Genomic DNA, 25,666 nt, shown 5'->3' with positions numbered 1-25,666 from the left:
ATGCCCATGATCTCTACCGCACTCGACATCGCCCGGCTGGGCGGCACCACCATGGGCACCACCTGGAGCGTGTCACTGGTCGCACCGCGCCAGCGCGACCTGCATCCACTGCATGCTGGCATCCAGGCACGTCTGGATGACGTGGTGGCACAGATGAGCACCTGGGAAGCGGGTTCCGACCTGAGCCGCTACAACCGTGCCGACGCAGGTCAGTACTGCGTGCTTCCCATCGAGACACGCCATGTGTTGGCCTGCGCGCAGGCCATCGCTGCAGCCAGCGGCGGGGCGTTCGACCCCACCGTCGGCCCGCTGGTGGCGCTGTGGGGCTTCGGCGCCCATGCCGGCGCACGGCGCGCACCCGATGCCGCCACGTTGCAGGCAACCCGCGCACGCTGCGGCTGGCAGCGCCTGCACTGGCAGGACGAGGCGCTGCTGCAGCCCGGTGGCCTGGAGCTGGATCTCTCGGCAATCGCCAAGGGCTTCGGCGTCGACCACGTCGCCGCCTGGCTGCGCGGCCAGGGTGTCGATGCCGCACTGATTGAAGTCGGTGGGGAACTGGCCGGTTACGGCCGCAAGCCGGACGGCCAGCCGTGGCGCGTGCTGGTGGAGTCGGCGCCGGAAGAAGATGCCCACACCGATACGCCACCGCGTGTACTGGCGCTGGACGGAAAGGCGGTGGCCACCTCCGGCGATCGCTGGCACCACTATCACGACGATGACGTGGCCTACAGCCACAGCCTTGACCCGCGCAGCGGCACGCCGGTACGGCAGGTCGCAGCCGCCGTCACCGTGGTCGCCAGCGACGCGATGCACGCTGACGCGTGGGCTACCGCGCTGACCGTGCTCGGCCGCGACGCGGGCATCGCGCTCGCAGAGCGCAAGGGGCTGGCCGCGCGCTATCTGGAACGCACCACCACCGGCCCACGCGAAACCCTCAGCAGCGCCTTCCAGCAGCTGCTGGATGGGCAGGCTGGATGAGCATGCGTTTCCCGCGCGCGACCGTTGGCAACGTCATGGTGCTGGCCCTGCTGGCCGTGATCGGCGGGGCACTGCTGCGTCTGCACCTGGGCGAAGCGTGGTGGCAGGGTGCACCGCCGGCCCGGCAATGGGGCATCGCGCTGGCCGCCACCGCGCTGTATCTGCTGGCGTGTGGCGTGCTGTGGTGGCGCAGCCGTCCGCGCCACGACACGCCCGAAGACGGCAACCCACCGCTGCTGCTGGTCTGGTCCAGCCAGACCGGCTTCGCCCGCGAACTGGCCGAGCGCAGTGCGCAGGCTCTGCGCTCGGCCGGCATGCCGGTGCGCCTGCGCGGTCTGCATGAGGTCGATGCCACCCTGCTGGCGGGCAGCGCGCGTGTACTGTTCATCGTCAGCACCACCGGCGAAGGCGATGCGCCCGACCACGCCCTGCCCTTCCTGCGCAAGGTGATGAGCACGCCGCCGCCGCTGCAGCACGTGCAGTACGGGGTGCTCGCACTGGGTGATCGCAGCTACGGGCATTTCTGCGCGTTCGGCCACCAGCTGCACGACTGGCTGCGCCAGCACGGAGCACATCCGCTGTTCGATGCCATTGAAGTCGACAACGCCGATCCAGCTGCCCTGCGCCACTGGCAGCAACTGCTTGGCCAGCTCGGCGGCGGCGCGAGCGAACTTCCCGATTGGACACCGGCCGAGTACCAGCCGTGGACGCTGCTGCAGCGTACCCACCTCAACCCCGGCAGTGCCGGTGGTCCGGTCTATTGGCTGCGCCTGCAGCCCCCGACCGGCAGCGGCGCGCAGTGGCAGGCCGGTGACATCGCCGAGGTCGGTCCGCAGCATGCCGAACAGAGCACGCGCGACTGGCTGCAGACGCAGGGCTTCGATGCGGACACCGTGTTGGACGACGGCACTACGCTGCTCGCCCGCGTTGCGCGCTCGCACCTGCCGTCATTGGTTGCAGCAGGCGATCTGCCTGGGCTGTTGGCGGCACTGCAGCCCCTGCCACATCGCGAATACTCCATCGCCTCGGTGATGGACGACGGCGCGGTGGAACTGCTGCTGCGCCGGCAGCTGCGTGCCGATGGCACGCCGGGCATCGGCAGTGGCTGGCTGTGCGACCACGCCGCCATCGGCGAAACGCTGCAGGTGCGACTGCGCCGCAACGAGAATTTCCATGGCGTCGCCGCCGATGTTCCACTGCTGCTGATCGGCAACGGCACCGGTATCGCCGGCCTGCGCGCGCACCTGCACGAACGCGCACGCATTGGTGGTGCCCGCACCTGGCTGTTGTTCGGCGAACGCTCGGCCGCGCATGATTTCCACTTCGGCGATGAACTGCAGGCGATGCTCGGCAACGGCACGCTGACCCGCCTGGATACGGTGTTCAGCCGTGATGGCGGCGCACATCGCTACGTGCAGGATCGCCTGCTGGCCGAAGCAACCACGCTGCGGCAGTGGGTCGATGACGGCGCGACGATCCTGGTCTGCGGCAGCCTGCAGGGCATGGCCCCGGCAGTGGATGCGGTGATCGAGCAGGTGCTCGGTGCCGACGGCAAGGAAGCGCTGCTGCTGGCCCGTCGTTACCGGCGCGACGTGTATTGAGCGAACGTTTGGGGCGAATTGCCTCCTGGTGGGTGCGAACCTTGGTTGGCACCCTGCTGCGGCATCGGCTGCCATATCGGCGCATGGCGTGGATCTACGCGGATCCAGGGTGACAACCATGCTGCAGTAGATCCACGCCATGCGTGGATGATTGCTTCCGGGCGCCGAGGCTGGCTCAGCCGCCCGCCGCGCTCACCCGTATCGCCAGCAACTCGCCACCGCCCTGCAATGCATGCCGCTGACGCTCACCGGCGGCCAGCCACGCGGTATCGCCGGCCTGCATCGCGGGCAATCCACTGTCCGCGCCGAACGTGGCCTGCCCGCCCAACAGGTGCAGGGCCCAGGCCACGCCCGGCTCGCAGAAGAAGAACATCGGCCCGACCAGTGGACGATGCAGCAGCTCGGCCTGCAGCAGTCCGCGCTTCCACATCAGGTTGAAATCGTGGGTGGTGCCGTCCACCAGCTCGCCATGCAGCGCTGATTCGCCGGCAAAACGCACGCGCCCATGCGGTGGCAGCACCTCGGCTACACGGCCGTCCTCGAAACGCAGGCGCACGCCATTGCCCTGCAGCAGCACCAGTTCGCGCTCGACGCCCGGGAATGCGGAAAACGCGGCGTCCTGCTCGATCTCGGCCACCGACAGGCGCAACGCCCAGTCATCACCCTGCGCCGGCAACCGCAGGATCTCGCGGGTCCAGCCGAGGCCGTTGCGCCAGCGTTCGCGGCGGTAATCCAGGCTGGAAATCACCTGGCTCGGGGTCTGCAGCAGGGAGTCGATGTTCATGCGCGCATTGCATCATGCCGCGCGCCGCAACGCATCAACGCGTTGCAAGACCCGCAGCCGTACCGCAATCGCCACCCAGCAGCTGCGAGTGCTTGAGCCAGTCCTTGTCGGGGTAATAGGCAAACACCATCGTGCCGCCTCGCAGCGCGTCGATCAGTGGCTTGGCCACCGACAACCGCACCGCCGGGCAGCCCAGGCTGCGCCCCAACCGCCCCTGCAACTGCGCAGTGGACGGATTCACATACGGCGCACCGTGGATGACGATGGCGCGCTCGCGCGCACGATCGTTGAACCCCGGCTCCAACCCTGCCAGGCGCAGCGAATAGCCGTTGCCGCCCATGTAGGTTTCCTGCGCGGTGAACGCACCGATGCTGGACATGAAGCTGCCATCGCGGTTGGAGAAATGTTCGGTGCGGTTCTCGCCGCTGTTGCGGCCGTGGGCCACCCACTCCTCGAACAACAGCCGCTGGCGGGCGAGATCGAAGACCCACATCCGCGGCTCGGTGGACGGTCGCGAGTAATCGATCACGCTCAGGCGTTCACTGCTGACTCCCAGCTCCGGCCGCTGCAGTGCACAGCGCATGGCGTGGGCAGCCAACTGCAGAACCCGACGGTCGGCCTTGGGCGCGGTGCGTGCCAGCTGCGCGGCGAGGTCGTCGGCGCTGATGGCGGCAATGGGCGTCTGTGCCCAGGCCGGGGCACTGGCAGTGGTTGCCAGCAGGCCAAGGGCGGCCAGCCGGCACAGGCGGGAAGCAGACATGGGCACGTAGGGAGGTCTCAGGATCCCTTGAGGGTGGACGCTGGCGGCTCCGATTCCAAGACCGGCTGCATTCCCGATTCAGCCGCGCTTGGGCGCACCGCCGGCAGCGACGTCACCAGCAGGGTCGTGCCCGGCACCAGCACCTCGTACAGCTGGCGGGCGAAATCAGCCGGCAGGGCCATCGGCAACGACGGCGTGGCCAGCAGGTCCGGCGTGGCCTGGGCGCGGTCCTGGCCGAGCAGCGGATAGGCCGTCCACTGGTGCATGCGCTGCTGCGCGTCAAGCGGGCTGGGCGTATCGCTGTAACCCTGGCCCATCACGAACAGGGTGGTGCCCTGGAACGCTGGCAGCGCGTCGGCCTTCAGCGGCGACTCACCGATCATCACGCCATCGCGCAGCACGTACAGGCGCTGGTCGTGCAGGCTGACCAGGATGCCGACCTGGCCACTGGGTGCGGCCGCATCATCCCACCAGGCCTTGTCAGGCGAACCGCCCTCGCCTTCCGGCAGGGCCTGGCCGCGTGCATTCACCGGCGCCAGCACCGCCGGATAGGCCAGCGTCATCGGCGCGCTCTTGGCATCGGCCACGACCACCGTATCGCCGCGCTTGGTTTCGCTGAACAGCTTCTGGGCGAAGGCCTGCGGCAGGCGCACGCAGCCATGCGAGGCCGGGTGCCCGGGCAGGCTGCCGCCGTGAAGGGCGATGCCGTCCCAGGTCAGCCGCTGCATGTACGGCATGGGTGCGCTGTTGTAGAGGTTGGAGCGGTGGTCCTTGTCCTTCTGCAGGATGGTGAACACACCGGTCCGCGTCTCATGGCCGGTCTTGCCCGAGCTGATCGTGGTCAGGCCAATGGCAATGCCATTGCGGTACACGTAAGCCCGTTGCTCATCCAGGCTCACCACCAGCACGATCGGACCGGCCGGCGAGACTTCCGGATGCCACAGGTACTCGCCCGGCTTGAGGTCGGTCGGCCCGCGTACTTCGGAAGTCGTGGCCACGACAGGCTTGGAGGGTGCGGCCGCCTGTGCGGCGCACGGCAGTGCCAAGGCCACGGCGAGCATCAAGGTCAAACGGTGCAGGTGCATCCAGCAGGTTCCATTCCATGCGAAGGCCCCACCGTACACCATGGGCACGTCGCAGCCGCGCCAAAAGAAATTGCCCGGCGACACAGCCATGTGTCGTACCGGGCAATCGTCACGTCCCTGTCGGCCTGCTGCCACCCCCTCGCATCCTGCGAAGCGGGGGCGGCGTTGCATCCTGCACGCGGCCGCGTCTGTCCTGTTTGTATCTCAGCCCCTTCCACAGGTCTGTGATGCCACCATCCTGGTGATTGGTGCCGCATCCCTGCGACGGTCGGCGGCTGCAGCCATCCTGTCCGCAGCCATTGAACCTGCATCCTGCAGATTCCGACGATTCCTGTTGTCAGCGCCTGGGTACGGTTCGCACCGGTACCGATCCGGGTACCGGATCCGCGGGCAACATCGTGTTGCCAACGGTGATCCGTCGTCGATTCCGTTCGACGATCGATGTCCCTATCCCCTTCACCTGCGTCAGGTCCTCGACGCGGTGAAACGGGCCGTGTCTGCGCCGGTGCTCGACGATCGCCGCAGCCTTGGCGGCCCCGACCATCGTCAATCCCTGCTGCAGCGCCTGGGCATCGGCCCGGTTGATGTCGATCGGCTCGGCAGCTTGCGCTCCCGCGATCCACATTCCCAGCACCAGCGCCCTTAACACGACAAACCAAGGCACGACGTGTATCTCCTTGTGGTTCTGACCGTCCCGACCGGCAATCCCGTCGGTCGAAACAGTGTCCGTCACCACATGCACACAGCGTATAGGGTTCACGGATTTCTAAAAGCCAGCCAAATACCCGACGTGATGTAGGGAAAACCCTACCCTTGGCCGAGGCGTAGAATGGGCGGATCAGCCATGCAACCGGAGTTTCAGATGGACAGCGCCAAGCTCGGCCAATTCGTCAATGACAAGTGGGACAGCGAAATCGTCCCGCAGTTGGTCGACTACATCCGCATTCCCAACAAGTCGCCGATGTTCGACGCCAACTGGGTGCAGAACGGCTACATGGAGCAGGCGGTCACCCTGATGGAAACCTGGGCCAAGGCCCAGGACCTGCCCGGCCTGAAGGTCGAAGTGGTACGCCTGGAAGGCCGTACCCCGCTGATTCTGCTGGAAATTCCGGCTACCGGCGCCGAAACCGGCGACGACACCATCCTGCTCTACGGGCACCTGGACAAGCAGCCGGAGATGACCGGCTGGGACGACGATCTGGGCCCGTGGACCCCGGTCCTGCGCGGCGACAAGCTGTATGGCCGTGGCGGTGCCGATGACGGTTACGCCATCTTCGGCTCGCTGGCCGCCGTGCTGGCACTGCAGGCCCAAGGCCTGCCGCATGCCCGCTGCGTTGTACTGATCGAAGCCTGTGAAGAGTCGGGCAGCTACGACCTGCCGGCCTACGTGGACCATCTGGCTGACCGCATCGGCAAGCCGTCGCTGGTGGTCTGCCTGGATTCGGGCTGTGCCAACTACGACCAGCTGTGGTGCACCACCTCGCTGCGCGGCCTGACCGGCGGCAACTTCTCGGTGAAGGTGCTCAACGAAGGCGTGCACTCCGGTGATGCCTCCGGCGTGGTGCCGTCCAGCTTCCGCCTGCTGCGCCAGCTGCTGTCGCGCATCGAGGACCAGGACACCGGCCGCATCCTGATCGACGGCATGAACGTGGAGATCCCGGCCGAGCGCCTGGAACAGGCCAAGCGTGCCGCCGACGTGGTCGACACCGCGATCTTCGAGAAATTCCCGCTGGTCGATGGCCTCAAGCCGATGAACGACGACCTGACCGAGCTGGTGCTCAACCGCACCTGGCGCCCGGCGCTGTCGGTGACCGGCATCGGCGGCATGCCGCCGCTGGAATCGGCCGGCAATGTGCTGCGCCCGCATACCGCAGTGAAGCTGTCGCTGCGCCTGCCGCCCACTGCCGATGGCAAGACCTGCGGCGAACTGCTGAAGGAAGCGCTGCTGCGCGATCCGCCGAACGGCGCGCAGGTCACCCTGGACCTGGAAAAGGCCTCCACCGGCTGGAACGCGCCGGCGATGGCACCGTGGCTGACCAAGGCCATCGACGATGCCAGCCAGACCTTCTTCGGCAAGCCGGCGATGTACATGGGTGAAGGCGGCTCGATCCCGTTCATGGGCATGCTGGGCGAGAAGTTCCCGGGCGCCCAGTTCATGATCACCGGCGTGCTCGGCCCGCACTCCAATGCCCACGGCCCGAACGAGTTCCTGCACATCCCGATGGGCAAGAAGGTCACCGCGTGCGTGTCCAAGGTGATCAGCGAGCACTACGCGGCCAGCCTGCGTGGCGAGACCAGCGGTTCGCCGGTGGCCGCCGACAGCGGCACCCGCCACGGCGACCACGGCTGCTGCTGATCCAGCACGCAGTGACGGACGCAGCCCGGCCTTGCTAGGCTGCGTCCAACCTTCCAGAGCACTGATCGCATGAACGGTCTGTTTGGCAGCACCAGCTGGCTCTACATCATCCTGGTCGGCTTCTTCGTCGGCCTGCTGGGACGCTTCTTCATGCCCGGCAACAACCGCATGGGCTGCCTGCTGACCATCGTGCTGGGCATCATCGGCGCGCTGCTGGCCGGCTGGTTCGGCCAGTACATGGGCTGGTACGCGCCCGGTGAACCGGCCGGCTTCCTCGGCGCGGTGCTGGGTGCGGTGGTCGTGCTGGCGATCCTGCGCCTGTTCAGCGGCCGCCGCTGAGCCGCCATCTTCTTTTCCATTCTGCCCCGACGTTGGCGCGCCCGGCGCGCCCGGATATGCCTGCATGACCGAACCCGCCTCTGATCCCCAGCGCAGCGCACAGCGCCTGCAGTGGGCCCGTACCCAGCTTGACGATGGCAACGCCGTGGTCGAACGCGCCTCGGTCGACGCCGGCATGCGCAGCTACTGGCGCACCACCAGCCAGCGCGGCAGCCACATCGTGATGGACGCCCCGCCGGGGCTGGAAGACCCCACGCCGTGGCTGCGCATGCGCGGCCTGCTGCACGATCACGGCCTGCGCGTGCCCGCCCTGCTTGCCCAGGACCTCGACGCCGGCTTCCTGCTGCTGGAAGACCTGGGCGGCCCGACGCTGGCGAAGATCCTCGACGAACGCAATGCCGACGCGTGGTTCAGCCGATCCATCGATCAGCTGCTGCGCCTGCAGGCCATTCCGGTGCCGGCCGATTTCGGCCAGTTCGGCGAAGCGCTGCTGCAGCGTGATGCCGGCCTGTTCGACGAGTGGTTCCTGCAACGCCATCTTGGCCTTGAACTGGACTGCGGCGAGATCGAAGGGCTGCAGCTGGTGCACCGTCGGCTGATGGACAACGCGCTGGGCCAGGCCCAGCTGATGACCCACCGCGACTACATGCCGCGCAACCTGATGCCGGTGGATGGCGGCCCGGCGGTGCTGGATTTCCAGGACCTGGTGCGTGGCCCGATCGCGTACGACGCGATAAGTCTGTTCAAGGATGCCTTCCTGAGCTGGCCGCTGCAGCGCGTGGACGAATGGCTGGCGCAGTATCACCAGCGCGCACGCGATGCCGGCCTGCCGGTACCCGACCGTGCCACCTTCCTGCGCGATGCCGACTGGATGGGCATCCAACGCCACGTGAAGATCCTCGGCCTGTTCTGCCGCCTGCGCTACCGCGACAACAAGGGCCACTACCTGGACGATGCGCCGCGCTTCATCGACTACCTTGATGAAGTGCTGCCGCGCTACCGCGAACTGGCGCCCCTGCAGCAGTTGCTGGAAACGCGGATCAAACCGGCACTGGCCGAGTTGGCCGCGCCGATGCGCGTTCAGCGCTGAAGGCCGCGTCGATGAAGGCACTGATTTTCGCCGCCGGCCTGGGCGAGCGCATGCGCCCCCTCACCCTGCACACGCCCAAGCCACTGCTGGCGGTGGCCGGCAAACCTCTGATCGTGTGGCATCTGCAGCGGTTGGCCGCGCTCGGCATCCACGACGTGGTGATCAACACCGCGTGGCTCGCCGAGCAGTTTCCGGCCACATTGGGCGATGGCAGCCAGTGGGGCCTGCGCCTGCATTTCATGCACGAAGGCGATACCCCGCTGGAAACCGGTGGCGGCATCCTCAATGCACTGCCGGCGCTGGGGGACGATCCGTTCCTGGTAGTGAACGGCGATATCTGGACCGATTTCGATTTCGCCACGCTGCCGCGTGAACCGGCCGGCCAAGCGCATCTGGTGCTGGTCGACAACCCGGCGCAGCACCCCAATGGCGACTACCGGCTGGACGCGCACGGTGTACTGCACCATGACCGCGAAGGCCCGTGCCTGACCTATGCGGGCATCGGCGTCTATCGTCCGTCGATCGTGGCCGATTGGCGCGCGGTGATCGGTGAGGCACCGGGCAGCGAGCATGTGCCACCGAAGTTTTCGGTGGTGCCGTTGCAGAAGCATTTCATGGCACAGGGGCGGATGACGGGGCAGCACCATCGCGGGCGCTGGACCGATGTCGGGACGGTGGATCGCCTGCGCGCGCTGGATGTTGAGTTGGCTGCGAACGGCTGAGCCCCTCGTGGTTGGTCGCATCTGAAGCAGAAGCCTTGCTTGGCCGGGCGGGATGGGCTGCGCAGGGGACGCTGCAAGTACGTCCATGTAAGCTCGGTCGCCGCATCCATGCGGCTCACGCCCCTGCGCAACCCACCCCGCCCGACCTCTGACAGTTTCCGTGTGCGTCCAACCACGGAAAAAGAAAAAGAAAAGCAAAAGCGGGTCGCTTCGCTGCGCTTGCTCTGGTGACGACCAACGGTCGTCACCCACTAGAAGCAAGACACGTGTCGACCAAGGTCGACACCCACCAACAGCAGTGCAGAACGCCGACCCGACAGATCGCGGGAACCTGTCGAAGGCGGGGTGGCTCAGGTTGCGGGGGCGTGAGCGCCATGGATGGCGCGACCGAGGCTACAGGGACGTACTTGCGCCGTCCCCCGCAACCTGAGCCGCCCCGCCATCCCACGGATAGCCAGCTTCTGACGTTGACGTTGCTTCTGCGGGTGCAGGGCGGCAGCCCTGCAAACAAACCCCACCCTCAGTAACGAGGACGGCCTTCTTCCAGCACCTGGCGCAGGAACGGCACGGTGATCCGCCGCTTCGCCGCCAGCGATTCGCGATCCAGCCAGTCCAGCAACGTGATCAGCCCACCCAGCTCGCGCCCGGTGTGCGACAGCAGCCACTCGATGGCGGCCTCGTCGATCGCCAGCCCCCTGCGCAGCGCGCGCTCGCGCAACACCGCCGCGCGGCCTTCCTCATCCAGCGGCTGCAGCAGCACGCGCACGCATTGGCCCAGGCGCGAACGCAGGTCCGGCAACACCAGGCCCAGTTCGCCCGGTGACTTCTGTGCGGTGTACAGCACCGTCACGTCGGCAGCGCGCGCGCGGTTGTGGAAATCGAACAGCGCGATTTCGTCCTCACGATTGCCTGCCACCGCATCCAGGCCATCCAGCGCCACCAGCTCGCGCTGCTCGAGCCCTTCCAGCGCTACCCGCACCCGGCCGATCACGCTGGTCAGCGGTACATAGGTCGGCAGGCGCCCGGCCTGCTCGGCGCTGGAACACATCGCCAGCGCCTGGTGAGTCTTGCCGGTGCCGGCCGCGCCTTCCAGGTACACCCAGTCGTGGCTGGCCCCTACCGCGATGGCATGCAGCTGCGCCAGCGCGCCGTCCGGCGCGCCGATGAAGCTTTCCAGCCGCTGGTCCCGCGGGTAATGCAGGGCCAGCGGAAGTTGCGGCACACCAATCACTTCAGTTCCGGACCCTTGTCATTGCCAGGCACGATGAGATGGGGCTGGTCGATCACCCCATCAAGCACGATCGTGGGCTTCTCGCCGGCGTACAGCTCGCTCTGGCGGTAACGCTGGTGCGCATAGCGCAACAGCACATTGCTGACCGCCGCCACCGGCAGCGCCAGCAGCATGCCCAGGAAGCCGAACAGCTGGCCACCTGCCATCACCGCGAAGATCACCGCCACCGGGTGCAGGCCGATCTTGTCGCCAACGATGCGCGGGGTCAGCACGTAGCTCTCCAGCAGCTGGCCGACGGTGAACACCACGCCCACCAGGATCAGCAGCTTCAGGTCGAAACCCTGCGCCTGCACCAGTGCGGCCACGATCGCCATCAGGATGCCGGTGGTCGCGCCCAGGTAGGGAATGAAGCTGATCAGGCCGGCGATCAGGCCGATCAGCAGGCCCAGCTTGAGCCCGACCAGCGACAGGCCACCGGCGTAGATCACGCCCAGCGCCAGCATCACCAGGAACTGCCCGCGGATGAAGGCGCCAAGCACCTCGTTGGATTCACGTGCCAGCGTGGTGATCGTGCCGATCTGGTTGCGCGGGATCACCGATGCCACGCGTTCGACCAGCGTGTCCCAGTCACGCAGGAAGTAGAACGCCAGGATCGGCAGCAGCAGCAGGTTGACCACCCAGGTCACCACCGTGAAGCCCGAGCGCGATACGTAGCCCATGAAGGTCGTGGCGAATCCGCCGGCCTGCTGCCAATGGCTGCGCACCCATTCAATCACACGGTCCGGATCCATCCACTGCATCACTTCCAGCCCGGTCTTCTGCTCGAACCAGGGAATGCCCTTCTCCATCAGCCAGGCCTGCGCCTGCGGGGCCGCGGCGATCAGGGTGCTGATCTGGCGCTCGATCATCGGCACCAGCACCAGCAGCAGCGCGACGATCACCAGCACCATCGCCACGAACACCAGCACCACGCCGGTCATGCGCGAGCGGCCGGTGTCCTCGATGCGGTCCACCAGCGGATCGCCCAGCCAGGCCAGCGCCAGCGCCAGCACGAACGGCGTCAGGATCGGCGCCAGCAGCCACACGACCCAGCCGATCAGGCCGGCCAGCAGGATGAACTTCAACCGCCGCAGGAACTGTGCGATTTCCGCTTCCGGGGACAGGATCATCGCAGGCGGTACTCGTTGCTGACCGGCGCCGGTGCCGGTGCACCGGTCGTGTCGTCGATCGGCGTCGGCAGGGCCGGCAGTGTCGCCGACGGCACCAGCACGCCGTTGTCGCCGAGCATGCGGTTGAAGCCGGCCAGGCCGGTGGTCATTTCCAGATTCAGTTCCAGATGGTCGGCGGTCGCGCGCAGCGGGGTGACGTTGCGTACCACGGCCACTTCACGCAGGCCGGCGGCCAGGCGCAGGTAGTCGTCGGCGCTGTTGATGCCGGTCACCACCACGCGGTAGGTGCCCGCCTGGCCGGTGGCCGCACCAGCCTTGGCATAACGCTTGACCAGCGCGTCGGCAGCGCCATCGGCACCGGCGGCCATCGCGCGCATGGCGTTGGCGTCCTTGCTGGTCCACTTGTTCAGTTCCCGGCCGTTGTCGACGAACACCCAGTCCGCCTGCCAGCCGCCATTGGCGCGGTACAGCTTGCCGATCAGCTGCATCGGCGGCGAATAGCGCGACGAGGCCCGCGCGACTGCGGCGCTGTCCTGGCGCCAGATGGCACCGGCCAGGGCCTGTTCTGCGGCGCCACCACTGGGCAGGCCGAGCTTGTAACCGCGCTCGATGGCCCGGCTCAGCAACGGCCGCGCGGCATTGGCCTGCTGCACGCTGACCAGGCGCGGACCACTGCCGTCGTCGACGGCCAGCCACAGCACCGGCTTCGGCCGGGGCTGCGGCCACAGCGGCAGGCCCAGGGCCGACACCAGCCCGTCCACGTCATCCTCGCGGAAGCGCGCGACCAGCAGGGTACGGAAGCTCGGCGCACCGCTGGCGCCCACGCTCTGGTCCTGCCTGTAGTCGTAGCTGGCCACATAGTCCTTGGCATTGCGCAGCGCCTGGACCACGCCAGGGCGCGACATGACGCTGCGATCACCGGACAATTTGCCCAGTACCACGCTCAACGCGCGGGCAAGTGCACCGTTGCGGTCAGCCTCGGCTTGGCTGTTGACGGGCACTTCGGCCTCGTACGCACCACTGGCAGTGGCAACATCCCCCTCGGTTCGCATGCCGCTCTGGGCCATCGTGGCCACCGGCAGGCACAGCGCAAGGAGCAGGGTCAAAAACAGGCTGCGGCGCATCAGGACATCCATTGGCTCGACGTATCCGGGGGGAATTGTTGCCCGAATACGGCCTTTGCGCCAATGCGGCCTGTTAAAATCGGCGATTCAACCCCTGCCAGCGCCGACGCCCGTGACCAACACCCCGTCTTCCGCCCCTTCTCCCCTCACCTACCGTGACGCGGGTGTCGACATCGACGCCGGCAACGAACTGGTCGAGCGGATCAAGCCCCTGGTCAAGCGCAGCTTCCGTCCGGAGGTGATGGGCGGCCTGGGTGGCTTCGGCGCCCTGTTCGACCTGTCCAACAAGTACCGCGAGCCGGTGCTGGTGTCGGGCACCGACGGCGTCGGCACCAAGCTGAAGCTGGCCCACCAGCTGAACCGCCACGATACGATCGGCATCGACCTGGTCGCCATGTGCGTGAACGACGTGCTGGTGCAGGGCGCCGAGCCGTTGTTCTTCCTGGACTACTTCGCCACCGGCAAGCTGGACATCGACACCGCCGCCGCGGTCGTGGGCGGCATCGCCAATGGCTGCACCGAGGCCGGTTGCGCCCTGATCGGCGGCGAAACCGCCGAGATGCCCGACATGTACGCGCCGGGCGAGTACGACCTGGCCGGCTTCACCGTCGCGGCCGTCGAAAAGAGCGAACTGAAGGACGGCGCCAATGTCGCCGCCGGCGACGTGCTGATCGGCATCGCCTCGTCGGGCCCGCACTCCAACGGCTATTCGCTGGTCCGTCGCATCTACGACCGCGCCGGCCGCCCGGCCGAGCTGGAACTGGAAGGCGGGGTCAAGCTGGTCGATGCGCTGATGGCCCCCACCCGCCTCTACGTCAAGCCGATCCTGTCGCTGCTGAAGTCGCACGGCGATGCCATCCACGGCATGGCCCACATCACCGGTGGCGGCCTGACCGAGAACATCATCCGCGTGGTGCCCGAAGGCCTCGGCCTGGACATCCAGGCCTCGTCGTGGACCCTGCCGCCGGTGTTCCAGTGGCTGCAGAAGGAAGGCGCGGTGGCCGACAGCGAGATGTGGCGCACCTTCAACTGCGGCATCGGCTTCGTGCTGATCGTCGCTGCGGAGCAGCTCGAGACCGTATCCGCTGCGGTCAAGGCGGAAGGCCTGGAGCACTGGACGATCGGCCAGGTGGTCACCGCCCAGGGCGGCGAACGCGTCCACATCGCCTGACCCACTGGACAAAGGAACCCGCATGGACGCACCTCCTCCCTTGTCGACGCCGCCGGCTCCGCCGGTGCTGCCGCCGAACCCGGCCATGCCGGTGTTCGGCCCGCAGGACGCCACCCAGCTGCGCCAGCTGGCGATCGGCCACTATGTGGTCGCTGGCCTGATGGCGGTGTTCTCGCTGGTCTTCGTCCTGCACATCGTGCTGGGCATCGCCATGCTGTCCGGCTCGCTGCCGATGAAGTCCGGCGGTGAACCGTCATCGCCGGAGGAGCAGCAGGTCGTCGGCTGGCTGTTCACCGTGATGGGCGTCTGCATCGTGCTCGGCGGGCTGACCCTGGCAGGTTTCGTGGCCTATGCCGGCCGCTGCCTGTCGCAGCAGCGCCGCTACCTGCTGTGCATGATCGTGGCCGGGCTGTCGTGCCTGTTCACCCCCATCGGCACCATCCTCGGCGTGTTCACCCTGGTCGTGCTGCTGCGCCCACAGGTGAAGGCCGCCTTCGCTGGCCAGGCGGGTGTGGCATGAGCGATGGAATGAACCCGCCACCGCTGCCACGGCAGACCCTGGCGGACCTGCAGACCGCAAGCCACCTGCACACCCTGAAGATCCTGTTCTACGCACTGGCCGGCTTCCATTGGCTGGCAGCGCTGGTGTTCCTCGGCTTTGTCGGCATCGTCGCCTTCGAACGCGGCATGGACGACGGCGCCGTGCTGGCGACGGTGTACGGCGCCGTATCGCTGCTGGCCATCGGGCTGGGCTTCCTGCAACTGCGCACCGCGCGGCTGCTTGGCCAGCGCAGCCACCTGGCCTGGTGCCGCGGCGCGGCCTGGGCAGCGGTGATGGCCGGCCCGCTGGGCATGGCGCTCACCGCCTACGCGGTGTATTTCCTGCGCAAGCCGGAGATCGCCGCACTGTTCGACCGCGGCGACCACGTCAGCGTCTGAGCTGGCAAGCGCATGTTCCGTCTCCTCTGCTGATCGCCCCGACATGTCCACGCCCGCTGCCCCCACGCTCGCCCGCAACCGGGCCACCCACTCACTGTCGGCACCGAAGAAGGCCGCACTGGCCGCGGTGCTGGGCATATTCGCCGCCACCTGGATCCATCCGCTGTGGCCGCTCGAGCAGACCCTGCACAGCTCGTTGACCGTGATCGGCCTGCTGGCGCTTTGGTGGGTGAACCGGCGCTGGCAGCTGGGCAACGGTGCGTTCATCGCCATCTGCGGCTTCATCGCCATCCACTGCGTGGCCGCGCGCTGGCTGTATTCCAACGTGCCGTATGACGCGTGGTTGCAGGCGCTGCTGGGATGGTCGCCGGACGCAGCGTTTGGCTGGCAGCGCAACCACTTCGATCGCCTGATCCACTTCCTCTATGGCGTCTGCTTCACCCCGGCGTTGCTGCAGCTGGCGCGACATGCCTGGCCTGCGCTGCGCATCGGCCAGGCATTCACCCTGGCACTGATGGCGGTGATGTGTTCCAGCCTGGTGTATGAGTGGCTGGAATGGGGCATCGCCCTTGCCCTGTCGCCGGAAGCGGCCGAAGCCTACAACGGCCAGCAGGGCGACATGTGGGACGCGCATGCGGACATGCTGCTGGCGACCCTGGGCAGCCTGTTGCTGTGGCCGCTGGTGCGCCGGAGCGCGGTGCGATGAGCATCCGCCGAATCGCCGTGCTGGCATCCGGGCGCGGCAGCAACCTGCAGGCCATTGTCGACGCCATCGCGGCAGGGCGACTGCAGGCCGAGATTGTCGGCGTGTTCTCCGATCGTCCCGCTGCCGCCGCACTGGAGCGGGTGGCAACGGATCGGCGCTGGGGGCATGCGCCGAAGGAATTCAGCGACCGCGCCGCCTACGAGCTGGCACTGGGTGATGCGCTGGCAGCATCCAGACCGGACTGGATCGTCTGCGCTGGCTACATGCGCATCCTCGGCCCCGATTTCGTGCAGCGGTTCAATGGTCGCCTGGTCAACATCCACCCCTCGCTGCTGCCGCTGCACAAGGGCCTGCACACCCATGCACGGGCGCTTGAGGCCGGAGACGTCGAGCACGGCGCCAGCGTGCATCTGGTGGTGCCGGAACTGGATGCCGGCGCGGTGCTGGCGCAGGCCCGGGTTCCGGTGCTTGCCGGCGACGATGCGCAGACCCTGGCCGAACGCGTGCTTGCGGTGGAGCATCCCCTGCTGATCGCCACCCTGGAACTGCTCTGTGCGGGGCGCCTGGCTGAACGGGAAGGCCAGCCGACGCTCGACGGTCACCCCCTGTTTAGCCCCTTGGCTCTAGATTCCGCCGGAAACCTGAACCGGTAACGCCCGTGCACACGCCCCGCTGACTGCGGGGCTGGCATCCTGCTCCCCTCCTGCGGTTCCTGTCGGCCATGAAGACCACGTCCCTGCTGCGTACAACTCTGCTGCTGCCGCTTGCCGTCCTCGCCTGTGCGGGCTGGGGCCAGGCAACAGCGCCTGCTGCGCCGGCACCTGCCGAGGTGGCACCGCCGGTGTTGCCCGCCCTGGCTTGGGAGCCGCCGCCGCTGCAGCCGTTCAGCGCGACCTACCAGGCGTTCTACAAGGGCAAGGAAGCGGGCGATGCGACCATGCAGGTCACCCACACCGGCGGCAGCCAGTGGCGGGTGGACATGCAGGTGGTCGGCCGCCGCGGCTTTGCCAGTGTGCTGGGCCTGAACATCGAGCAGAGCACGGTGTTCGAGGAGCGCAGCGGTGTGTATGCGCCGCTCAGCCAGAGCACGGTGCGCAAGGGCCTGTTCCTGGGCAAGAAGGCGGTCGGCACCTACAACTGGCAGGCCGGTACCGCGCAATGGAGCGGCGACGTGGAAAAGAAGCGCGCCCAGCCGATTCCACTGCAGGCCGGGGACCAGAGCGCGTTGCTGATCAACCTGGCGATCATGCGCGACGCGCGTCCCGGCGCGGCCATGCACTATCGCTACGTCGACATGGGCAAGGTGCGCCAGCACGATTACCAGGCCGCGCCGCAGACCGAGAACGTCGAGGTCGGCGACCTGTCCTACAACGCGCTGCGGGTGTATCGCACCAACGGCGGCAACAATGAAACCATTCTCTGGATCGCCAACGGTGTCCCCACCCCGGTGCGCATCCTGCAACGCGAAGATGGCGAAGATCGCGTCGATCTGCGCCTGATCGAATACCAAGGAGTCTGAGCATGAACACCCTGACCCGCCCCCTGACCTGGATCGCCGCTGCCGCATTGTCGGTGGCCAGCCTGCCGGCCATGGCCCTGCAGCCGTTCAAGGCCGACTACCTGGCCAGCTACATGGGCATGCAGGCCAATGGCAGCATGACCCTGGCCAGCGAAGGTGCCAACAAGTGGCGCTACAGCCTGCAGGTCAAGAACCAGCTGGCGGACCTGAGCCAGAGCACGGTGTTCGAGGAGGTGCGTGGGCAGCTGCGTCCGCTCAGCAGCCAGGACCGCTCCGCGTTGCTGGTGAAGAAGCGCAATGTGCAGGCCAACTACAACTGGACCAGCAACCAGGCCACCTGGACCGGCGACATCAAGCCGGATCGCGCCGGCCCGATCGCCCTCAAGTCCGGCGACATGGACGCGCTGCTGATCAACCTGGCCATCGCCCGCGACCTGGCTGCCGGCAAGCCGCTGACCTATCGCATGGTCGACGAGGGCCGCATCAAGAACATGACCTACCGCGTGGTTGGCAAGGAAGCGGTCACCGTTGGCGGCAAGAGCTACGAGGCGACCAAGGTCTCGCGCGTCGACGGCAACAAGGAGCTGATTGCCTGGATCGTGCCGGAGTTCCCCGTGCCGGCGCGCATGCTGCAGCGTGAAAGCGGCCGCGATGCGCTGGACCTTACCATCAAGTCGATGAACTGACCGATCGCGCTGCGCGCTCGCCGGGCATGGCCCGGCGCTACCGCCCAACGTCGATCCACGCCAAGCGTGGATTCACGCCCCGCACACAAAAACGCCCGCTTTCGCGGGCGTTTTTTCATTTCTTCGTTTCTTCCGCCGGCTTGAACTCGGTGCGGCAGTCGACCCGGATCTGCTCGCCCGTGGATCGGCGCACGAACGTGCGGCAATGGCGGTTGCCGTCCTGGCTGTCGTTCACCGCAACCGCGTAGAACGACTGGATGATCTCGTCACGGGTTACCGTGCCGTCGCCATTCCAGTCCATGTCCTTCTGCTCGATGCCCTTGGTGATGGCGATGTTGGCGTACCAGGCATAGCCCAGCCACGCCAGCACGATCAGCATCAGCACCAGCAGCGCCTTGCGGCGACGGCTGAATTTGCCGCGCAGGATCATGCGGCCACGCGCCGGATGGTGGCGCCGAGCGAAGACAGCTTTTCTTCGATGTTTTCGTAGCCGCGATCAAGGTGGTAGATGCGATCGATGGTGGTATCGCCATCGGCCATCAAGCCGGCCAGGATCAGCGACGCTGACGCGCGCAGGTCGGTTGCCATCACCGGTGCACCGCTCAGGCGCTCGTGACCACGCACGATGGCCGTGTGGCCTTCCACCTGCACATCCGCGCCAAGGCGCAGCAGCTCGTTGACGTGCATGAAACGGTTCTCGAAGATCGTTTCGTTGATCACGCCCACGCCGTCGGCCACGCAGTTGAGCGCCATGAACTGCGCCTGCATGTCGGTCGGGAACGCCGGATACGGTGCGGTGGTCAGGTTGACTGCCTTCGGCCGCTTGCCGTGCATGTCCAGGGTGATGCTGTCTTCGGTGGTCTCGATGGTCGCGCCGGCTTCCACCAGCTTGGCCAGCACCGCGTCCATGGTGTTCGGGCGCGCGCGATTGACGGTGACCTTGCCACCGGTCATCGCTGCAGCCACCAGGAAGGTGCCGGTTTCGATGCGGTCGGGCAGCACTTCATGGCGGCCACCGGACAGGCGTTGAACGCCTTCGATGACCAGGCGGGCGGTGCCCAGGCCTTCGATCTTCGCGCCCAGCGCGATCAGGCAATGCGCCAGGTCGGTGACTTCCGGTTCCATCGCCGCGTTGTCGAGGATGGTGGTGCCTTCGGCCAGCACCGCTGCCATCAGCACGTTCTCGGTACCGGTCACGCTGACCATGTCGAAGGTGAAGTGGCCACCCTTCAGACGCTTGGCGGTGGCCTTGATGAAGCCGTTCTCGACCACGATGTCGGCACCGAGTGCCTGCAGGCCCTTGATGTGCTGGTCGACCGGGCGCGAACCGATCGCGCAGCCGCCGGGCAGCGATACTTCGGCGGCGCCGAAGCGGGCCAGCAGCGGGCCCAGCACCAGGATCGAGGCGCGCATGGTCCTGACCAGCTCATACGGCGCCACATGCTGGTTGACCGGACGCGGGTCGACCACGATCGCACTGCCACGCGACAGCGTGCCCTGGTCGATGGTCACGTTCGCGCCCAGTTCGCCCAGCAGCTTCACCGTGGTGACCACATCGTGCAGATGCGGCACGTTGGTGATCTCCACCGGCGCGTCGGCCAGCAGGGTCGCGCAGAGAATGGGGAGGACGGCGTTCTTGGCGCCGGAGATGCTTACTTCACCGTGCAGCGCAGCGCCGCCGGTCACAACGATCTTGGCCATGTATTGGGGATCTTCTGCGGTTCAGCCGGCTTCGGCCGGGGTCACGGTTTTCAGTGCGAGCGCGTGGATCGCGCCGCCCATCAGGTCACCCAGAGTGGCATACACCATCCGGTGGCGGGCCAGCGGCAGCTTGCCGGCAAAGGCCTCGCTGACCACGGTCGCTTCGAAATGCACGCCATCATCACCGTGCACGTCGGCGCGGGCGCCGGGCAGGCCGGTTTCGATCAGATTGCGGATGGTGTCGGCGTCCAACGGGCTTTCCTAATAAAATGTGGGTCCATTCTACTTCCGCTGCGTGGCATCCGCATGGCCGAATCCCTGTTGCCCCCCCGTTCCCCCGACCCTGCCGCCCTGGTCGCCAGTGGCCGGCGTGTGTTCGAGATCGAACGGCAGGCGCTGGACGCGGTGGCCGACCGCCTCGGCGACGCGTTCCAGCAGGCCTGCCGGGCGATCCTGGGCAGCCGCGGCCGGGTGGTCGCCACCGGCATGGGCAAGTCCGGCCATGTGGCACGCAAGATCGCCGCCACCCTGGCCTCCACCGGCACCCCGGCGTTCTACGTGCATCCGGGCGAGGCCGGCCACGGCGACCTGGGCATGATCACCGAAGACGACGTGGTGCTGGCCCTGTCCTATTCGGGCGAATCGGATGAGCTGCTGATGCTGCTGCCGGTGCTCAAGCGCCAGGGCAACGTGCTGATCGCCATGACCGGCCGCCCGCAGTCGAGCCTGGCCAGCGCCGCCGACTTCCACCTGGATGTGAGCGTGCCGGCCGAAGCCTGCCCGCTGGCGCTGGCACCGACCTCCAGCACCACCGCCTCGCTGGCGATGGGTGACGCGCTGGCGGTGGCCCTGCTGGACGCTCGCGGCTTCACCGCCGACGATTTCGCCCGCTCGCACCCGGCCGGCAGCCTCGGCCGCCGCTTGCTGCTGCACATCACCGACGTCATGCACACCGGTGCGGACCTGCCCAAGGTCGATGTCGGCGCCAGCCTCAGCGAAGCGCTGATGGAGATGAGCCGCAAGCGCCTGGGCATGACCGCCGTGGTCGACGGCCAGGGCGTGCTGATCGGGTTGTTCACCGACGGCGACCTGCGCCGCGCCCTGGACACCGACCTGGACGTGCGTACCGCGAAGATCGCCGATGTGATGACCCGGCAGCCGCGCACCATCAGCGCCGACAAGCTGGCGGTAGAAGCTGCGCGGCTGATGGAAACGCACAAGATCACCGGCCTGATCGTGGTCGACGACCAGGGCCGCGCGGTCGGCGCGCTGAACATTCATGACCTGTTGCGGGCGCGGGTGGTTTAACCGACAGTCCGTAGACCCCATTCAGTCTGTACCAACGAGCCCGCAACCACTGAGTCCGATGCCCTGATGCCCTGGTCCCCCCTGCCCGCCTTCCCCGCCCACCTGCATGCCGTTGCGGCCGGTATCCGCCTGGCCTGCTTCGATGTGGACGGCACCCTCACCGACGGTCGGCTGTACTACGACAAGGATGGCAACGAGAGCAAGGCGTACTTCGTGCAGGATGGTCTGGGCCTGAAACTGCTGCAGCAGCACGGCATCCACCCCGTGCTGATCACCGCGCGCAACAGCCAGTCCGCGCTCAAGCGCGGCGCCGACCTGGGCATCGACACCCAGATCGCCGTCGGCGACAAGCTGGCCAGCGTGCAGGCGCTGTGCGCCCAGCACGGCATCGGCCTGGAGCAGGTGGCCTTCATGGGTGACGACCTGCCGGACCTTGCGCCGCTGGGCGCGGTCGGCCTGGCGGTGGCTCCGGCCAATGCCCACCCGTGGATCGCCGAGCGCGTGCACTGGGTCACCCGTGCTGACGGTGGCCGTGGTGCCGCGCGCGAGCTGTGCGACGTGCTGCTGGCCGCGCAGGGCCGCGTGGACGCCGTGCTGGCGAGGTTCGGCGCATGAATGCCCCCACCCTGAACTGGCGGATGATCCTCGGCGTCGGCCTGCTGCTGGCCGCCCTGCTGAGCAGCTGGGCGGCGCTGCGCAACCGCGAAAAGGCACCTGCCGCCGAAGGCCAGGACGCCGGCGTGGACTACATCCTGCACGATTTCCAGATCGTCGCCCTGGACGAACATGGCAAGGAATCGACCACCCTGCGCGCGCCCCTGCTGGAACGCCAGCGTGGTGACCAGACGCTCAACATCACCACGCCGCTGTTCGAAATGCCCGACAAGGACGGCAAGCACTGGACGCTGCGCGCCCAGACCGGCTGGCTCAGTGCCAAGGGCGACGAGATGAAGCTGCGGGGCAACGTCGCCGGCGACAGCCCGGCCGGCCCGGGCGTGGTCCCGACCACCTTCCGCACCGACCACCTGGATGTATTCCCGAAGGACAACCGCGCCCGCACCGATGCCCTGGTGACCATGACCCGGCCCGGCATGGAGCAGTCCGGCGTCGGGTTCGAGGTGGATTCGAAGAACAACACGTATCATTTCCTCAGCCAGTCCAAGGGTCGATACACGCCCAAGCGCTGATTCCGCCGCCCGCCCGCGACGTCTTCCGACAGGCGCGAAGCCGGCAGCCCCCACCCGCCGCCCCCGGTCCCGCCGGAGGGCCACCACCGGTAGAACGGACCCCGATGAAGATTCCCTTTGCAGCCGTGCTCGCACTCAGTCTTCTTGTCCCCGCTGTCGCCTTTGCCAAGTCGACGGACCGCAACGAAGCGATGAACATTGATTCCGGTGCGCAGTCCGGCACCCTCACCGGTGATGGCAAGACCGTGCTGTCCGGTGGCGTGATCATCACCCAGGGCACCCTGGACCTGCGCTCGTCCGAAGCAGAGATCTATCTCAAGGGCGGCGAAGCCGTGCGTGCGGTGTTCACCGGCAAGCAGGCCAAGATGAAGCAGCAGCTCGACGATGGCACCTGGATGGATGCGGTGGCCGACCGGATCGACTACGACATCACCACCGAGATCATCACCCTGACCGGCAACTACAAGGTCACCAGCGCGCGCGGCACCAATGCGGGCCAGCGCATGGTCTACAACACCCGCAGCGGTGAAATGAACTCCGGCGGCGATGGCAGCCGCGTGCGCACCGTGATTCCGCCGAAGAACAAGACGCCTGCTGCCGCTCCGGCTCCGGCTGGAGGCAAGAAGTAATGCTCGTCGCAACTGGCCTGCGCAAACGCTACAAGCAGCGCGAAGTCGTCAAGGACTTCGGGCTGACCCTGGACGCCGGTGAAGTGGTCGGCCTGCTCGGTCCCAACGGTGCCGGCAAGACCACCTGCTTCTACATGATCGTCGGCCTGGTCGGTGCCGATGCCGGCAGCATCGTGCTGGACGGCAAGGACATCACCGGCGACCCGATGTACACCCGCGCCAAGCAGGGCGTGGGCTACCTGCCGCAGGAACCGTCGGTGTTCCGCAAGCTGACCGTGGCCGACAACCTGCGCCTGGTGCTGGAACTGCGCGAGGACCTGGATTCGGCAGGCCGCGAGCGCGAACTGAACAGCCTGCTCGACGAACTGCAGCTTGGGCATGTTTCCGAACAGCTCGGTGCCAGCCTGTCCGGTGGTGAGCGCCGTCGCTGCGAGATCGCCCGTGCCCTGGCCGCCAAGCCGCGGCTGATCCTGCTCGACGAACCCTTCGCCGGTGTCGACCCGATCTCGGTCGGCGAAATCCAGCGCATCGTCACCCATCTCAAGCAACGCGGCATCGGTGTGCTGATCACCGACCACAACGTGCGCGAGACCTTGGGAATCTGCGACCGCGCGTATATCCTCGCAGAGGGCACCGTACTGGCCCAGGGCTCGCCGGAGGCGATCCTGGACAACGCCGACGTGCGCCGCGTCTACCTTGGGGATTCCTTCAAGCTGTGACCGCGGCCGCCGGGCCCTCTCCCTTCCGTTCGGCACAGGCATGAAGACTCGGCTGCAGACATCGTTGGGACAGCAGCTGGTGCTTACGCCCCAGCTGCAGCAGGCGATCAAGCTGCTGCAGATGTCCACGACCGAGCTGGAGCTGGAAATCGCCCAGGCGGTGGAGAGCAATCCGCTGCTGGACTGGTCGGACAGCAGCGACGAAGGTGCCGGTGTCGACAAGGACGGCAGCGGCGAGGACGCGGGCGGCGACAATGACGCCCCGCCCGACAACGCTGAAAGCAGCGGCGACGACTGGGCGCCTGCCGAGCTGGACTGGAGCAGTGGCGGCAGCGGCGGTAGTTTCGATGACGACGACGACAATGGCAGTGCCGCCGAACGCGTTGCCGAAACCGAAACCCTGGCCGACCACCTGCTGTGGCAGCTGCACCTGACCCACCTGTCCAAGCGCGACCGCAGCATCGGCGCCGCGCTCATCGATTCGCTGGAAGACGACGGCTATCTGCGCGAGCCGCTCTCGGCCATCGCCGAAGCGCTGTTGCCGGCGATCCACGCCGGTGAAGACGAAATCCTGACCGTGCTGCACCAGATCCAGCGCTTCGACCCGGTAGGCGTGGCCGCACGCAGCCTTGGCGAGTGCCTGCAACTGCAGCTGGACGTGCTTCCTGCTGATACCCCGTGCCTGGCCCTGGCCCGACAGGTTGCCGCCGGCCCACTGGAACAACTGCCGCGCTCGGGCGTGACCGGCCTGGCCCAGCAGTTGAAGCAGCCGCTGGCCGAGGTCGAGACCGCCGTGGCCCTGCTGCGCTCGCTGGACCCGCGCCCCGGCACCCAGATCGCCCCGCTCGCCCAGGACACCTACGTGGTGCCCGACGTGGTCGTATGGCGGCAGAACGGCATCTGGCGCGCCGCGCTGGCCGCCCATGCCGGCCCCAGGCTGGTGATCCACCGCGGTTACGAGCAGATGATCCGCCGCTGCGGTGACGCCGATGCCGGTTACCTGCGCGGCCAGCTGCAGGAGGCGCGCTGGCTGCTGAAGGGCCTGCAGGCGCGAGGCGAGACGCTGCTGCGGGTAGTGCGCAGCCTGATCCAGCAGCAGGCGGGCTTCCTTGAATTCGGCGAACAGGCATTGCGCCCGTTGACCCTGCGCGAGATCGCCGGCGAACTGGGCCTGCATGAATCCACCGTATCGCGCGCGATCGCCCGCAAGCATGTGCGTACGCCACGTGGCACCCTGCCGCTGCGCGCCTTCTTCGCTTCGGGCATCGACACCGACGGCGGCGGCGAAGCGTCCAGCACCGCCATCCAGGCCATGATCCGGCGCCTGATCGATGACGAGAACCCACGCAAGCCGCTTTCTGACGCCAAGCTGGCTGACCTGCTCAAATCGTCGGGAATTCCGGTAGCGCGGCGCACCGTGGCGAAGTATCGTGAGGCCATGAACATCTCCGCCTCGCACGAAAGAGTCAGAATCGTTTGACGCGCCGCCGCGCCCGGCGGAGAGGTTCATTGGCACATCCGATCAAAGGAGAAACCCGATGCGCATCGAAACGTTTGGCAAAGATGTCGAAGTCACCCCGGCCCTGCAGTCCTATGTAGAGGAGAAGCTGGCCCGGATCGGCAAACACTTCGACCAGCACTGCGAAGCGCGGGTGACGCTCAAGCTGCAGAAGACTGAACACCACGTCGATGCCAGCCTCAATATTCCGGGTCAGACCCTGCACGCTGAAGCCAATGCGCAGACCATGTATGCGGCGATCGACCTGCTGGCGGACAAGCTTGACCGCCTGGTGATCAAGCACAAGGAGAAAAAACAGCAGCACGCACCGCTGCCGGTGGGCGACAATGGTGGCTGATCGCCA

General features: G+C 67.2%; 30 protein-coding genes. 20 read left to right on the top strand and 10 right to left on the bottom strand.

From position 1 onward, the window contains the following. The first annotated feature begins 6 nt into the window (after positions 1–6). Together LMF57_RS04935 and LMF57_RS04930 are read left to right on the top strand one after the other, a co-directional pair. Positions 7–978 (top strand): FAD:protein FMN transferase, encoded by a 972-nt coding sequence (locus LMF57_RS04935; protein WP_229291361.1) that lies wholly within the window; start codon positions 7–9, stop codon positions 976–978. Next, positions 975–2,579, top strand: a complete 1,605-nt coding sequence (locus LMF57_RS04930; protein WP_229291012.1) for a sulfite reductase subunit alpha — start codon at positions 975–977, stop codon at positions 2,577–2,579. The genes LMF57_RS04935 and LMF57_RS04930 overlap by 4 nt, the downstream gene beginning before the upstream one ends. Positions 2,580–2,754: 175 nt before the next feature. Here the strand turns inward: LMF57_RS04930 and LMF57_RS04925 are convergent, their stop codons facing one another. The 4 genes from LMF57_RS04925 to LMF57_RS04910 form a co-directional block, all read right to left on the bottom strand. Then, entirely contained in the window at positions 2,755–3,363 is a 609-nt protein-coding gene (locus tag LMF57_RS04925) for a HutD family protein (RefSeq protein ID WP_099842051.1), read from the bottom strand. Positions 3,364–3,397: 34 nt separating this feature from the next. Then, positions 3,398–4,123, bottom strand: coding sequence for a murein L,D-transpeptidase catalytic domain family protein (locus tag LMF57_RS04920; RefSeq protein WP_117309715.1), 726 nt, complete (start codon positions 4,121–4,123; stop codon positions 3,398–3,400). 17 nt (positions 4,124–4,140) lie between these two features. Further along, positions 4,141–5,208: a L,D-transpeptidase gene (locus tag LMF57_RS04915; RefSeq protein WP_229291010.1), complete on the bottom strand. Its 1,068-nt coding sequence runs from the start codon at positions 5,206–5,208 to the stop codon at positions 4,141–4,143. A 337-nt stretch (positions 5,209–5,545) separates the two neighbouring features. After that, a complete protein-coding gene (locus LMF57_RS04910; protein WP_229291360.1) occupies positions 5,546–5,833 on the bottom strand; it encodes a helix-hairpin-helix domain-containing protein in 288 nt (95 codons plus the stop codon). A 237-nt stretch (positions 5,834–6,070) separates the two neighbouring features. Between LMF57_RS04910 and LMF57_RS04905 the strand changes: the two genes are divergently transcribed. From LMF57_RS04905 to murU, 4 genes are all read left to right on the top strand, one after another. Further along, positions 6,071–7,564 carry a M20 family metallopeptidase gene (locus LMF57_RS04905; protein ID WP_033830531.1) on the top strand — a complete coding sequence of 498 codons (1,494 nt, stop codon included), beginning with the start codon at positions 6,071–6,073 and terminating at the stop codon, positions 7,562–7,564. 69 nt (positions 7,565–7,633) lie between these two features. Continuing rightward, positions 7,634–7,903, top strand: a complete 270-nt coding sequence (locus tag LMF57_RS04900) for a GlsB/YeaQ/YmgE family stress response membrane protein (protein ID WP_025874000.1) — start codon at positions 7,634–7,636, stop codon at positions 7,901–7,903. 64 nt (positions 7,904–7,967) lie between these two features. Further along, the gene (locus tag LMF57_RS04895) at positions 7,968–8,993 is read left to right on the top strand and encodes a phosphotransferase (protein WP_229291009.1); all 1,026 of its coding nucleotides are present in this window, start codon (positions 7,968–7,970) and stop codon (positions 8,991–8,993) included. 11 nt (positions 8,994–9,004) lie between these two features. Beyond that, a complete protein-coding gene (gene murU / locus LMF57_RS04890) occupies positions 9,005–9,715 on the top strand; it encodes an N-acetylmuramate alpha-1-phosphate uridylyltransferase MurU (RefSeq protein ID WP_208082449.1) in 711 nt (236 codons plus the stop codon). Positions 9,716–10,235: 520 nt separating this feature from the next. On the opposite strand, the gene hda is transcribed toward murU, so the two are convergent. Genes hda through LMF57_RS04875 form a run of 3 tightly spaced genes read right to left on the bottom strand, consistent with a single transcriptional unit; the run spans position 10,236 to position 13,239 of the window. Then, the gene (gene hda, locus LMF57_RS04885; protein WP_208081687.1) at positions 10,236–10,943 is read right to left on the bottom strand and encodes a DnaA regulatory inactivator Hda; all 708 of its coding nucleotides are present in this window, start codon (positions 10,941–10,943) and stop codon (positions 10,236–10,238) included. Beyond that, positions 10,943–12,115: an AI-2E family transporter gene (locus LMF57_RS04880; protein WP_117309712.1), complete on the bottom strand. Its 1,173-nt coding sequence runs from the start codon at positions 12,113–12,115 to the stop codon at positions 10,943–10,945. The genes hda and LMF57_RS04880 overlap by 1 nt, the downstream gene beginning before the upstream one ends. Next, on the bottom strand, positions 12,112–13,239 hold the full coding sequence (locus LMF57_RS04875) for a DUF2066 domain-containing protein (protein WP_229291003.1): 1,128 nt from the start codon (positions 13,237–13,239) through the stop codon (positions 12,112–12,114). Before LMF57_RS04875 ends, LMF57_RS04880 begins: the two co-directional genes overlap by 4 nt. Before the next feature lie 112 nt (positions 13,240–13,351). Between LMF57_RS04875 and purM the strand changes: the two genes are divergently transcribed. From purM to LMF57_RS04840, 7 genes are all read left to right on the top strand, one after another. Further along, positions 13,352–14,410 (top strand): phosphoribosylformylglycinamidine cyclo-ligase, encoded by a 1,059-nt coding sequence (gene purM, locus LMF57_RS04870; protein WP_229291001.1) that lies wholly within the window; start codon positions 13,352–13,354, stop codon positions 14,408–14,410. Positions 14,411–14,495: 85 nt separating this feature from the next. Continuing rightward, positions 14,496–14,930, top strand: coding sequence for a hypothetical protein (locus LMF57_RS04865; protein WP_229291359.1), 435 nt, complete (start codon positions 14,496–14,498; stop codon positions 14,928–14,930). Then, positions 14,927–15,349: a hypothetical protein gene (locus LMF57_RS04860; protein ID WP_117309708.1), complete on the top strand. Its 423-nt coding sequence runs from the start codon at positions 14,927–14,929 to the stop codon at positions 15,347–15,349. The genes LMF57_RS04865 and LMF57_RS04860 overlap by 4 nt, the downstream gene beginning before the upstream one ends. Positions 15,350–15,443: 94 nt before the next feature. After that, the gene (locus LMF57_RS04855; RefSeq protein WP_229291358.1) at positions 15,444–16,055 is read left to right on the top strand and encodes a DUF2238 domain-containing protein; all 612 of its coding nucleotides are present in this window, start codon (positions 15,444–15,446) and stop codon (positions 16,053–16,055) included. Beyond that, the gene (gene purN / locus LMF57_RS04850) at positions 16,052–16,708 is read left to right on the top strand and encodes a phosphoribosylglycinamide formyltransferase (protein ID WP_117311849.1); all 657 of its coding nucleotides are present in this window, start codon (positions 16,052–16,054) and stop codon (positions 16,706–16,708) included. Before LMF57_RS04855 ends, purN begins: the two co-directional genes overlap by 4 nt. Positions 16,709–16,776: 68 nt before the next feature. Further along, complete coding sequence (locus tag LMF57_RS04845) at positions 16,777–17,574, top strand: DUF3108 domain-containing protein (protein WP_117309706.1); 798 nt, start codon at positions 16,777–16,779, stop codon at positions 17,572–17,574. Positions 17,575–17,576: 2 nt separating this feature from the next. After that, on the top strand, positions 17,577–18,260 hold the full coding sequence (locus LMF57_RS04840) for a DUF3108 domain-containing protein (RefSeq protein WP_117309705.1): 684 nt from the start codon (positions 17,577–17,579) through the stop codon (positions 18,258–18,260). Positions 18,261–18,375: 115 nt separating this feature from the next. Here the strand turns inward: LMF57_RS04840 and LMF57_RS04835 are convergent, their stop codons facing one another. Genes LMF57_RS04835 through LMF57_RS04825 form a run of 3 tightly spaced genes read right to left on the bottom strand, consistent with a single transcriptional unit; the run spans position 18,376 to position 20,213 of the window. Further along, positions 18,376–18,690 carry an EF-hand domain-containing protein gene (locus LMF57_RS04835; protein WP_229290999.1) on the bottom strand — a complete coding sequence of 105 codons (315 nt, stop codon included), beginning with the start codon at positions 18,688–18,690 and terminating at the stop codon, positions 18,376–18,378. Further along, complete coding sequence (gene murA / locus LMF57_RS04830; RefSeq protein ID WP_229290997.1) at positions 18,687–19,961, bottom strand: UDP-N-acetylglucosamine 1-carboxyvinyltransferase; 1,275 nt, start codon at positions 19,959–19,961, stop codon at positions 18,687–18,689. Before murA ends, LMF57_RS04835 begins: the two co-directional genes overlap by 4 nt. A gap of 21 nt (positions 19,962–19,982) precedes the next feature. Next, complete coding sequence (locus LMF57_RS04825; RefSeq protein ID WP_117309703.1) at positions 19,983–20,213, bottom strand: BolA/IbaG family iron-sulfur metabolism protein; 231 nt, start codon at positions 20,211–20,213, stop codon at positions 19,983–19,985. 54 nt (positions 20,214–20,267) lie between these two features. Between LMF57_RS04825 and LMF57_RS04820 the strand changes: the two genes are divergently transcribed. From LMF57_RS04820 to raiA, 7 genes are all read left to right on the top strand, one after another. Further along, complete coding sequence (locus LMF57_RS04820) at positions 20,268–21,269, top strand: KpsF/GutQ family sugar-phosphate isomerase (RefSeq protein WP_229290996.1); 1,002 nt, start codon at positions 20,268–20,270, stop codon at positions 21,267–21,269. Between the two features lie 66 nt (positions 21,270–21,335). Further along, a complete protein-coding gene (locus tag LMF57_RS04815; protein ID WP_117309701.1) occupies positions 21,336–21,884 on the top strand; it encodes an HAD hydrolase family protein in 549 nt (182 codons plus the stop codon). Further along, positions 21,881–22,456: an LPS export ABC transporter periplasmic protein LptC gene (lptC, locus tag LMF57_RS04810; protein ID WP_080149498.1), complete on the top strand. Its 576-nt coding sequence runs from the start codon at positions 21,881–21,883 to the stop codon at positions 22,454–22,456. Before LMF57_RS04815 ends, lptC begins: the two co-directional genes overlap by 4 nt. Before the next feature lie 104 nt (positions 22,457–22,560). Beyond that, positions 22,561–23,085 (top strand): lipopolysaccharide transport periplasmic protein LptA, encoded by a 525-nt coding sequence (gene lptA / locus LMF57_RS04805; protein WP_025874018.1) that lies wholly within the window; start codon positions 22,561–22,563, stop codon positions 23,083–23,085. After that, positions 23,085–23,804: an LPS export ABC transporter ATP-binding protein gene (gene lptB, locus LMF57_RS04800; protein WP_025874019.1), complete on the top strand. Its 720-nt coding sequence runs from the start codon at positions 23,085–23,087 to the stop codon at positions 23,802–23,804. Before lptA ends, lptB begins: the two co-directional genes overlap by 1 nt. Positions 23,805–23,844: 40 nt before the next feature. Continuing rightward, on the top strand, positions 23,845–25,284 hold the full coding sequence (locus tag LMF57_RS04795) for an RNA polymerase factor sigma-54 (RefSeq protein WP_117309700.1): 1,440 nt from the start codon (positions 23,845–23,847) through the stop codon (positions 25,282–25,284). Positions 25,285–25,342: 58 nt separating this feature from the next. After that, complete coding sequence (gene raiA / locus LMF57_RS04790) at positions 25,343–25,660, top strand: ribosome-associated translation inhibitor RaiA (protein WP_004147311.1); 318 nt, start codon at positions 25,343–25,345, stop codon at positions 25,658–25,660. Positions 25,661–25,666: the final 6 nt, after the last annotated feature.

The organism is Stenotrophomonas sp. SI-NJAU-1 (genome assembly GCF_020883215.1).
Lineage (GTDB): Bacteria > Pseudomonadota > Gammaproteobacteria > Xanthomonadales > Xanthomonadaceae > Stenotrophomonas > Stenotrophomonas indicatrix.
The sequence above is the reverse complement of the archived record's forward strand: the minus strand, read 5'-3'. Positions and strand labels throughout refer to the sequence as shown.

What these genes read in the sequence shown, in the direction of transcription:
- LMF57_RS04935 (WP_229291361.1), top strand. Translation starts at nt 7, where the DNA reads ATGATCTCTACCGCACTCGACATCGCCCGGCTGGGCGGCACCACCATG.
- LMF57_RS04930 (WP_229291012.1), top strand. Translation starts at nt 975, where the DNA reads ATGAGCATGCGTTTCCCGCGCGCGACCGTTGGCAACGTCATGGTGCTG.
- LMF57_RS04925 (WP_099842051.1), bottom strand. Translation starts at nt 3,363, where the DNA reads ATGAACATCGACTCCCTGCTGCAGACCCCGAGCCAGGTGATTTCCAGC.
- LMF57_RS04920 (WP_117309715.1), bottom strand. Translation starts at nt 4,123, where the DNA reads ATGTCTGCTTCCCGCCTGTGCCGGCTGGCCGCCCTTGGCCTGCTGGCA.
- LMF57_RS04915 (WP_229291010.1), bottom strand. Translation starts at nt 5,208, where the DNA reads ATGCACCTGCACCGTTTGACCTTGATGCTCGCCGTGGCCTTGGCACTG.
- LMF57_RS04910 (WP_229291360.1), bottom strand. Translation starts at nt 5,833, where the DNA reads ATGTGGATCGCGGGAGCGCAAGCTGCCGAGCCGATCGACATCAACCGG.
- LMF57_RS04905 (WP_033830531.1), top strand. Translation starts at nt 6,071, where the DNA reads ATGGACAGCGCCAAGCTCGGCCAATTCGTCAATGACAAGTGGGACAGC.
- LMF57_RS04900 (WP_025874000.1), top strand. Translation starts at nt 7,634, where the DNA reads ATGAACGGTCTGTTTGGCAGCACCAGCTGGCTCTACATCATCCTGGTC.
- LMF57_RS04895 (WP_229291009.1), top strand. Translation starts at nt 7,968, where the DNA reads ATGACCGAACCCGCCTCTGATCCCCAGCGCAGCGCACAGCGCCTGCAG.
- murU (WP_208082449.1), top strand. Translation starts at nt 9,005, where the DNA reads ATGAAGGCACTGATTTTCGCCGCCGGCCTGGGCGAGCGCATGCGCCCC.
- LMF57_RS04880 (WP_117309712.1), bottom strand. Translation starts at nt 12,115, where the DNA reads ATGATCCTGTCCCCGGAAGCGGAAATCGCACAGTTCCTGCGGCGGTTG.
- LMF57_RS04875 (WP_229291003.1), bottom strand. Translation starts at nt 13,239, where the DNA reads ATGCGCCGCAGCCTGTTTTTGACCCTGCTCCTTGCGCTGTGCCTGCCG.
- LMF57_RS04865 (WP_229291359.1), top strand. Translation starts at nt 14,496, where the DNA reads ATGCCGGTGTTCGGCCCGCAGGACGCCACCCAGCTGCGCCAGCTGGCG.
- LMF57_RS04860 (WP_117309708.1), top strand. Translation starts at nt 14,927, where the DNA reads ATGAGCGATGGAATGAACCCGCCACCGCTGCCACGGCAGACCCTGGCG.
- purN (WP_117311849.1), top strand. Translation starts at nt 16,052, where the DNA reads ATGAGCATCCGCCGAATCGCCGTGCTGGCATCCGGGCGCGGCAGCAAC.
- LMF57_RS04845 (WP_117309706.1), top strand. Translation starts at nt 16,777, where the DNA reads ATGAAGACCACGTCCCTGCTGCGTACAACTCTGCTGCTGCCGCTTGCC.
- LMF57_RS04840 (WP_117309705.1), top strand. Translation starts at nt 17,577, where the DNA reads ATGAACACCCTGACCCGCCCCCTGACCTGGATCGCCGCTGCCGCATTG.
- LMF57_RS04835 (WP_229290999.1), bottom strand. Translation starts at nt 18,690, where the DNA reads ATGATCCTGCGCGGCAAATTCAGCCGTCGCCGCAAGGCGCTGCTGGTG.
- murA (WP_229290997.1), bottom strand. Translation starts at nt 19,961, where the DNA reads ATGGCCAAGATCGTTGTGACCGGCGGCGCTGCGCTGCACGGTGAAGTA.
- LMF57_RS04820 (WP_229290996.1), top strand. Translation starts at nt 20,268, where the DNA reads ATGGCCGAATCCCTGTTGCCCCCCCGTTCCCCCGACCCTGCCGCCCTG.
- LMF57_RS04815 (WP_117309701.1), top strand. Translation starts at nt 21,336, where the DNA reads ATGCCCTGGTCCCCCCTGCCCGCCTTCCCCGCCCACCTGCATGCCGTT.
- lptC (WP_080149498.1), top strand. Translation starts at nt 21,881, where the DNA reads ATGAATGCCCCCACCCTGAACTGGCGGATGATCCTCGGCGTCGGCCTG.
- lptA (WP_025874018.1), top strand. Translation starts at nt 22,561, where the DNA reads ATGAAGATTCCCTTTGCAGCCGTGCTCGCACTCAGTCTTCTTGTCCCC.
- lptB (WP_025874019.1), top strand. Translation starts at nt 23,085, where the DNA reads ATGCTCGTCGCAACTGGCCTGCGCAAACGCTACAAGCAGCGCGAAGTC.
- LMF57_RS04795 (WP_117309700.1), top strand. Translation starts at nt 23,845, where the DNA reads ATGAAGACTCGGCTGCAGACATCGTTGGGACAGCAGCTGGTGCTTACG.
- raiA (WP_004147311.1), top strand. Translation starts at nt 25,343, where the DNA reads ATGCGCATCGAAACGTTTGGCAAAGATGTCGAAGTCACCCCGGCCCTG.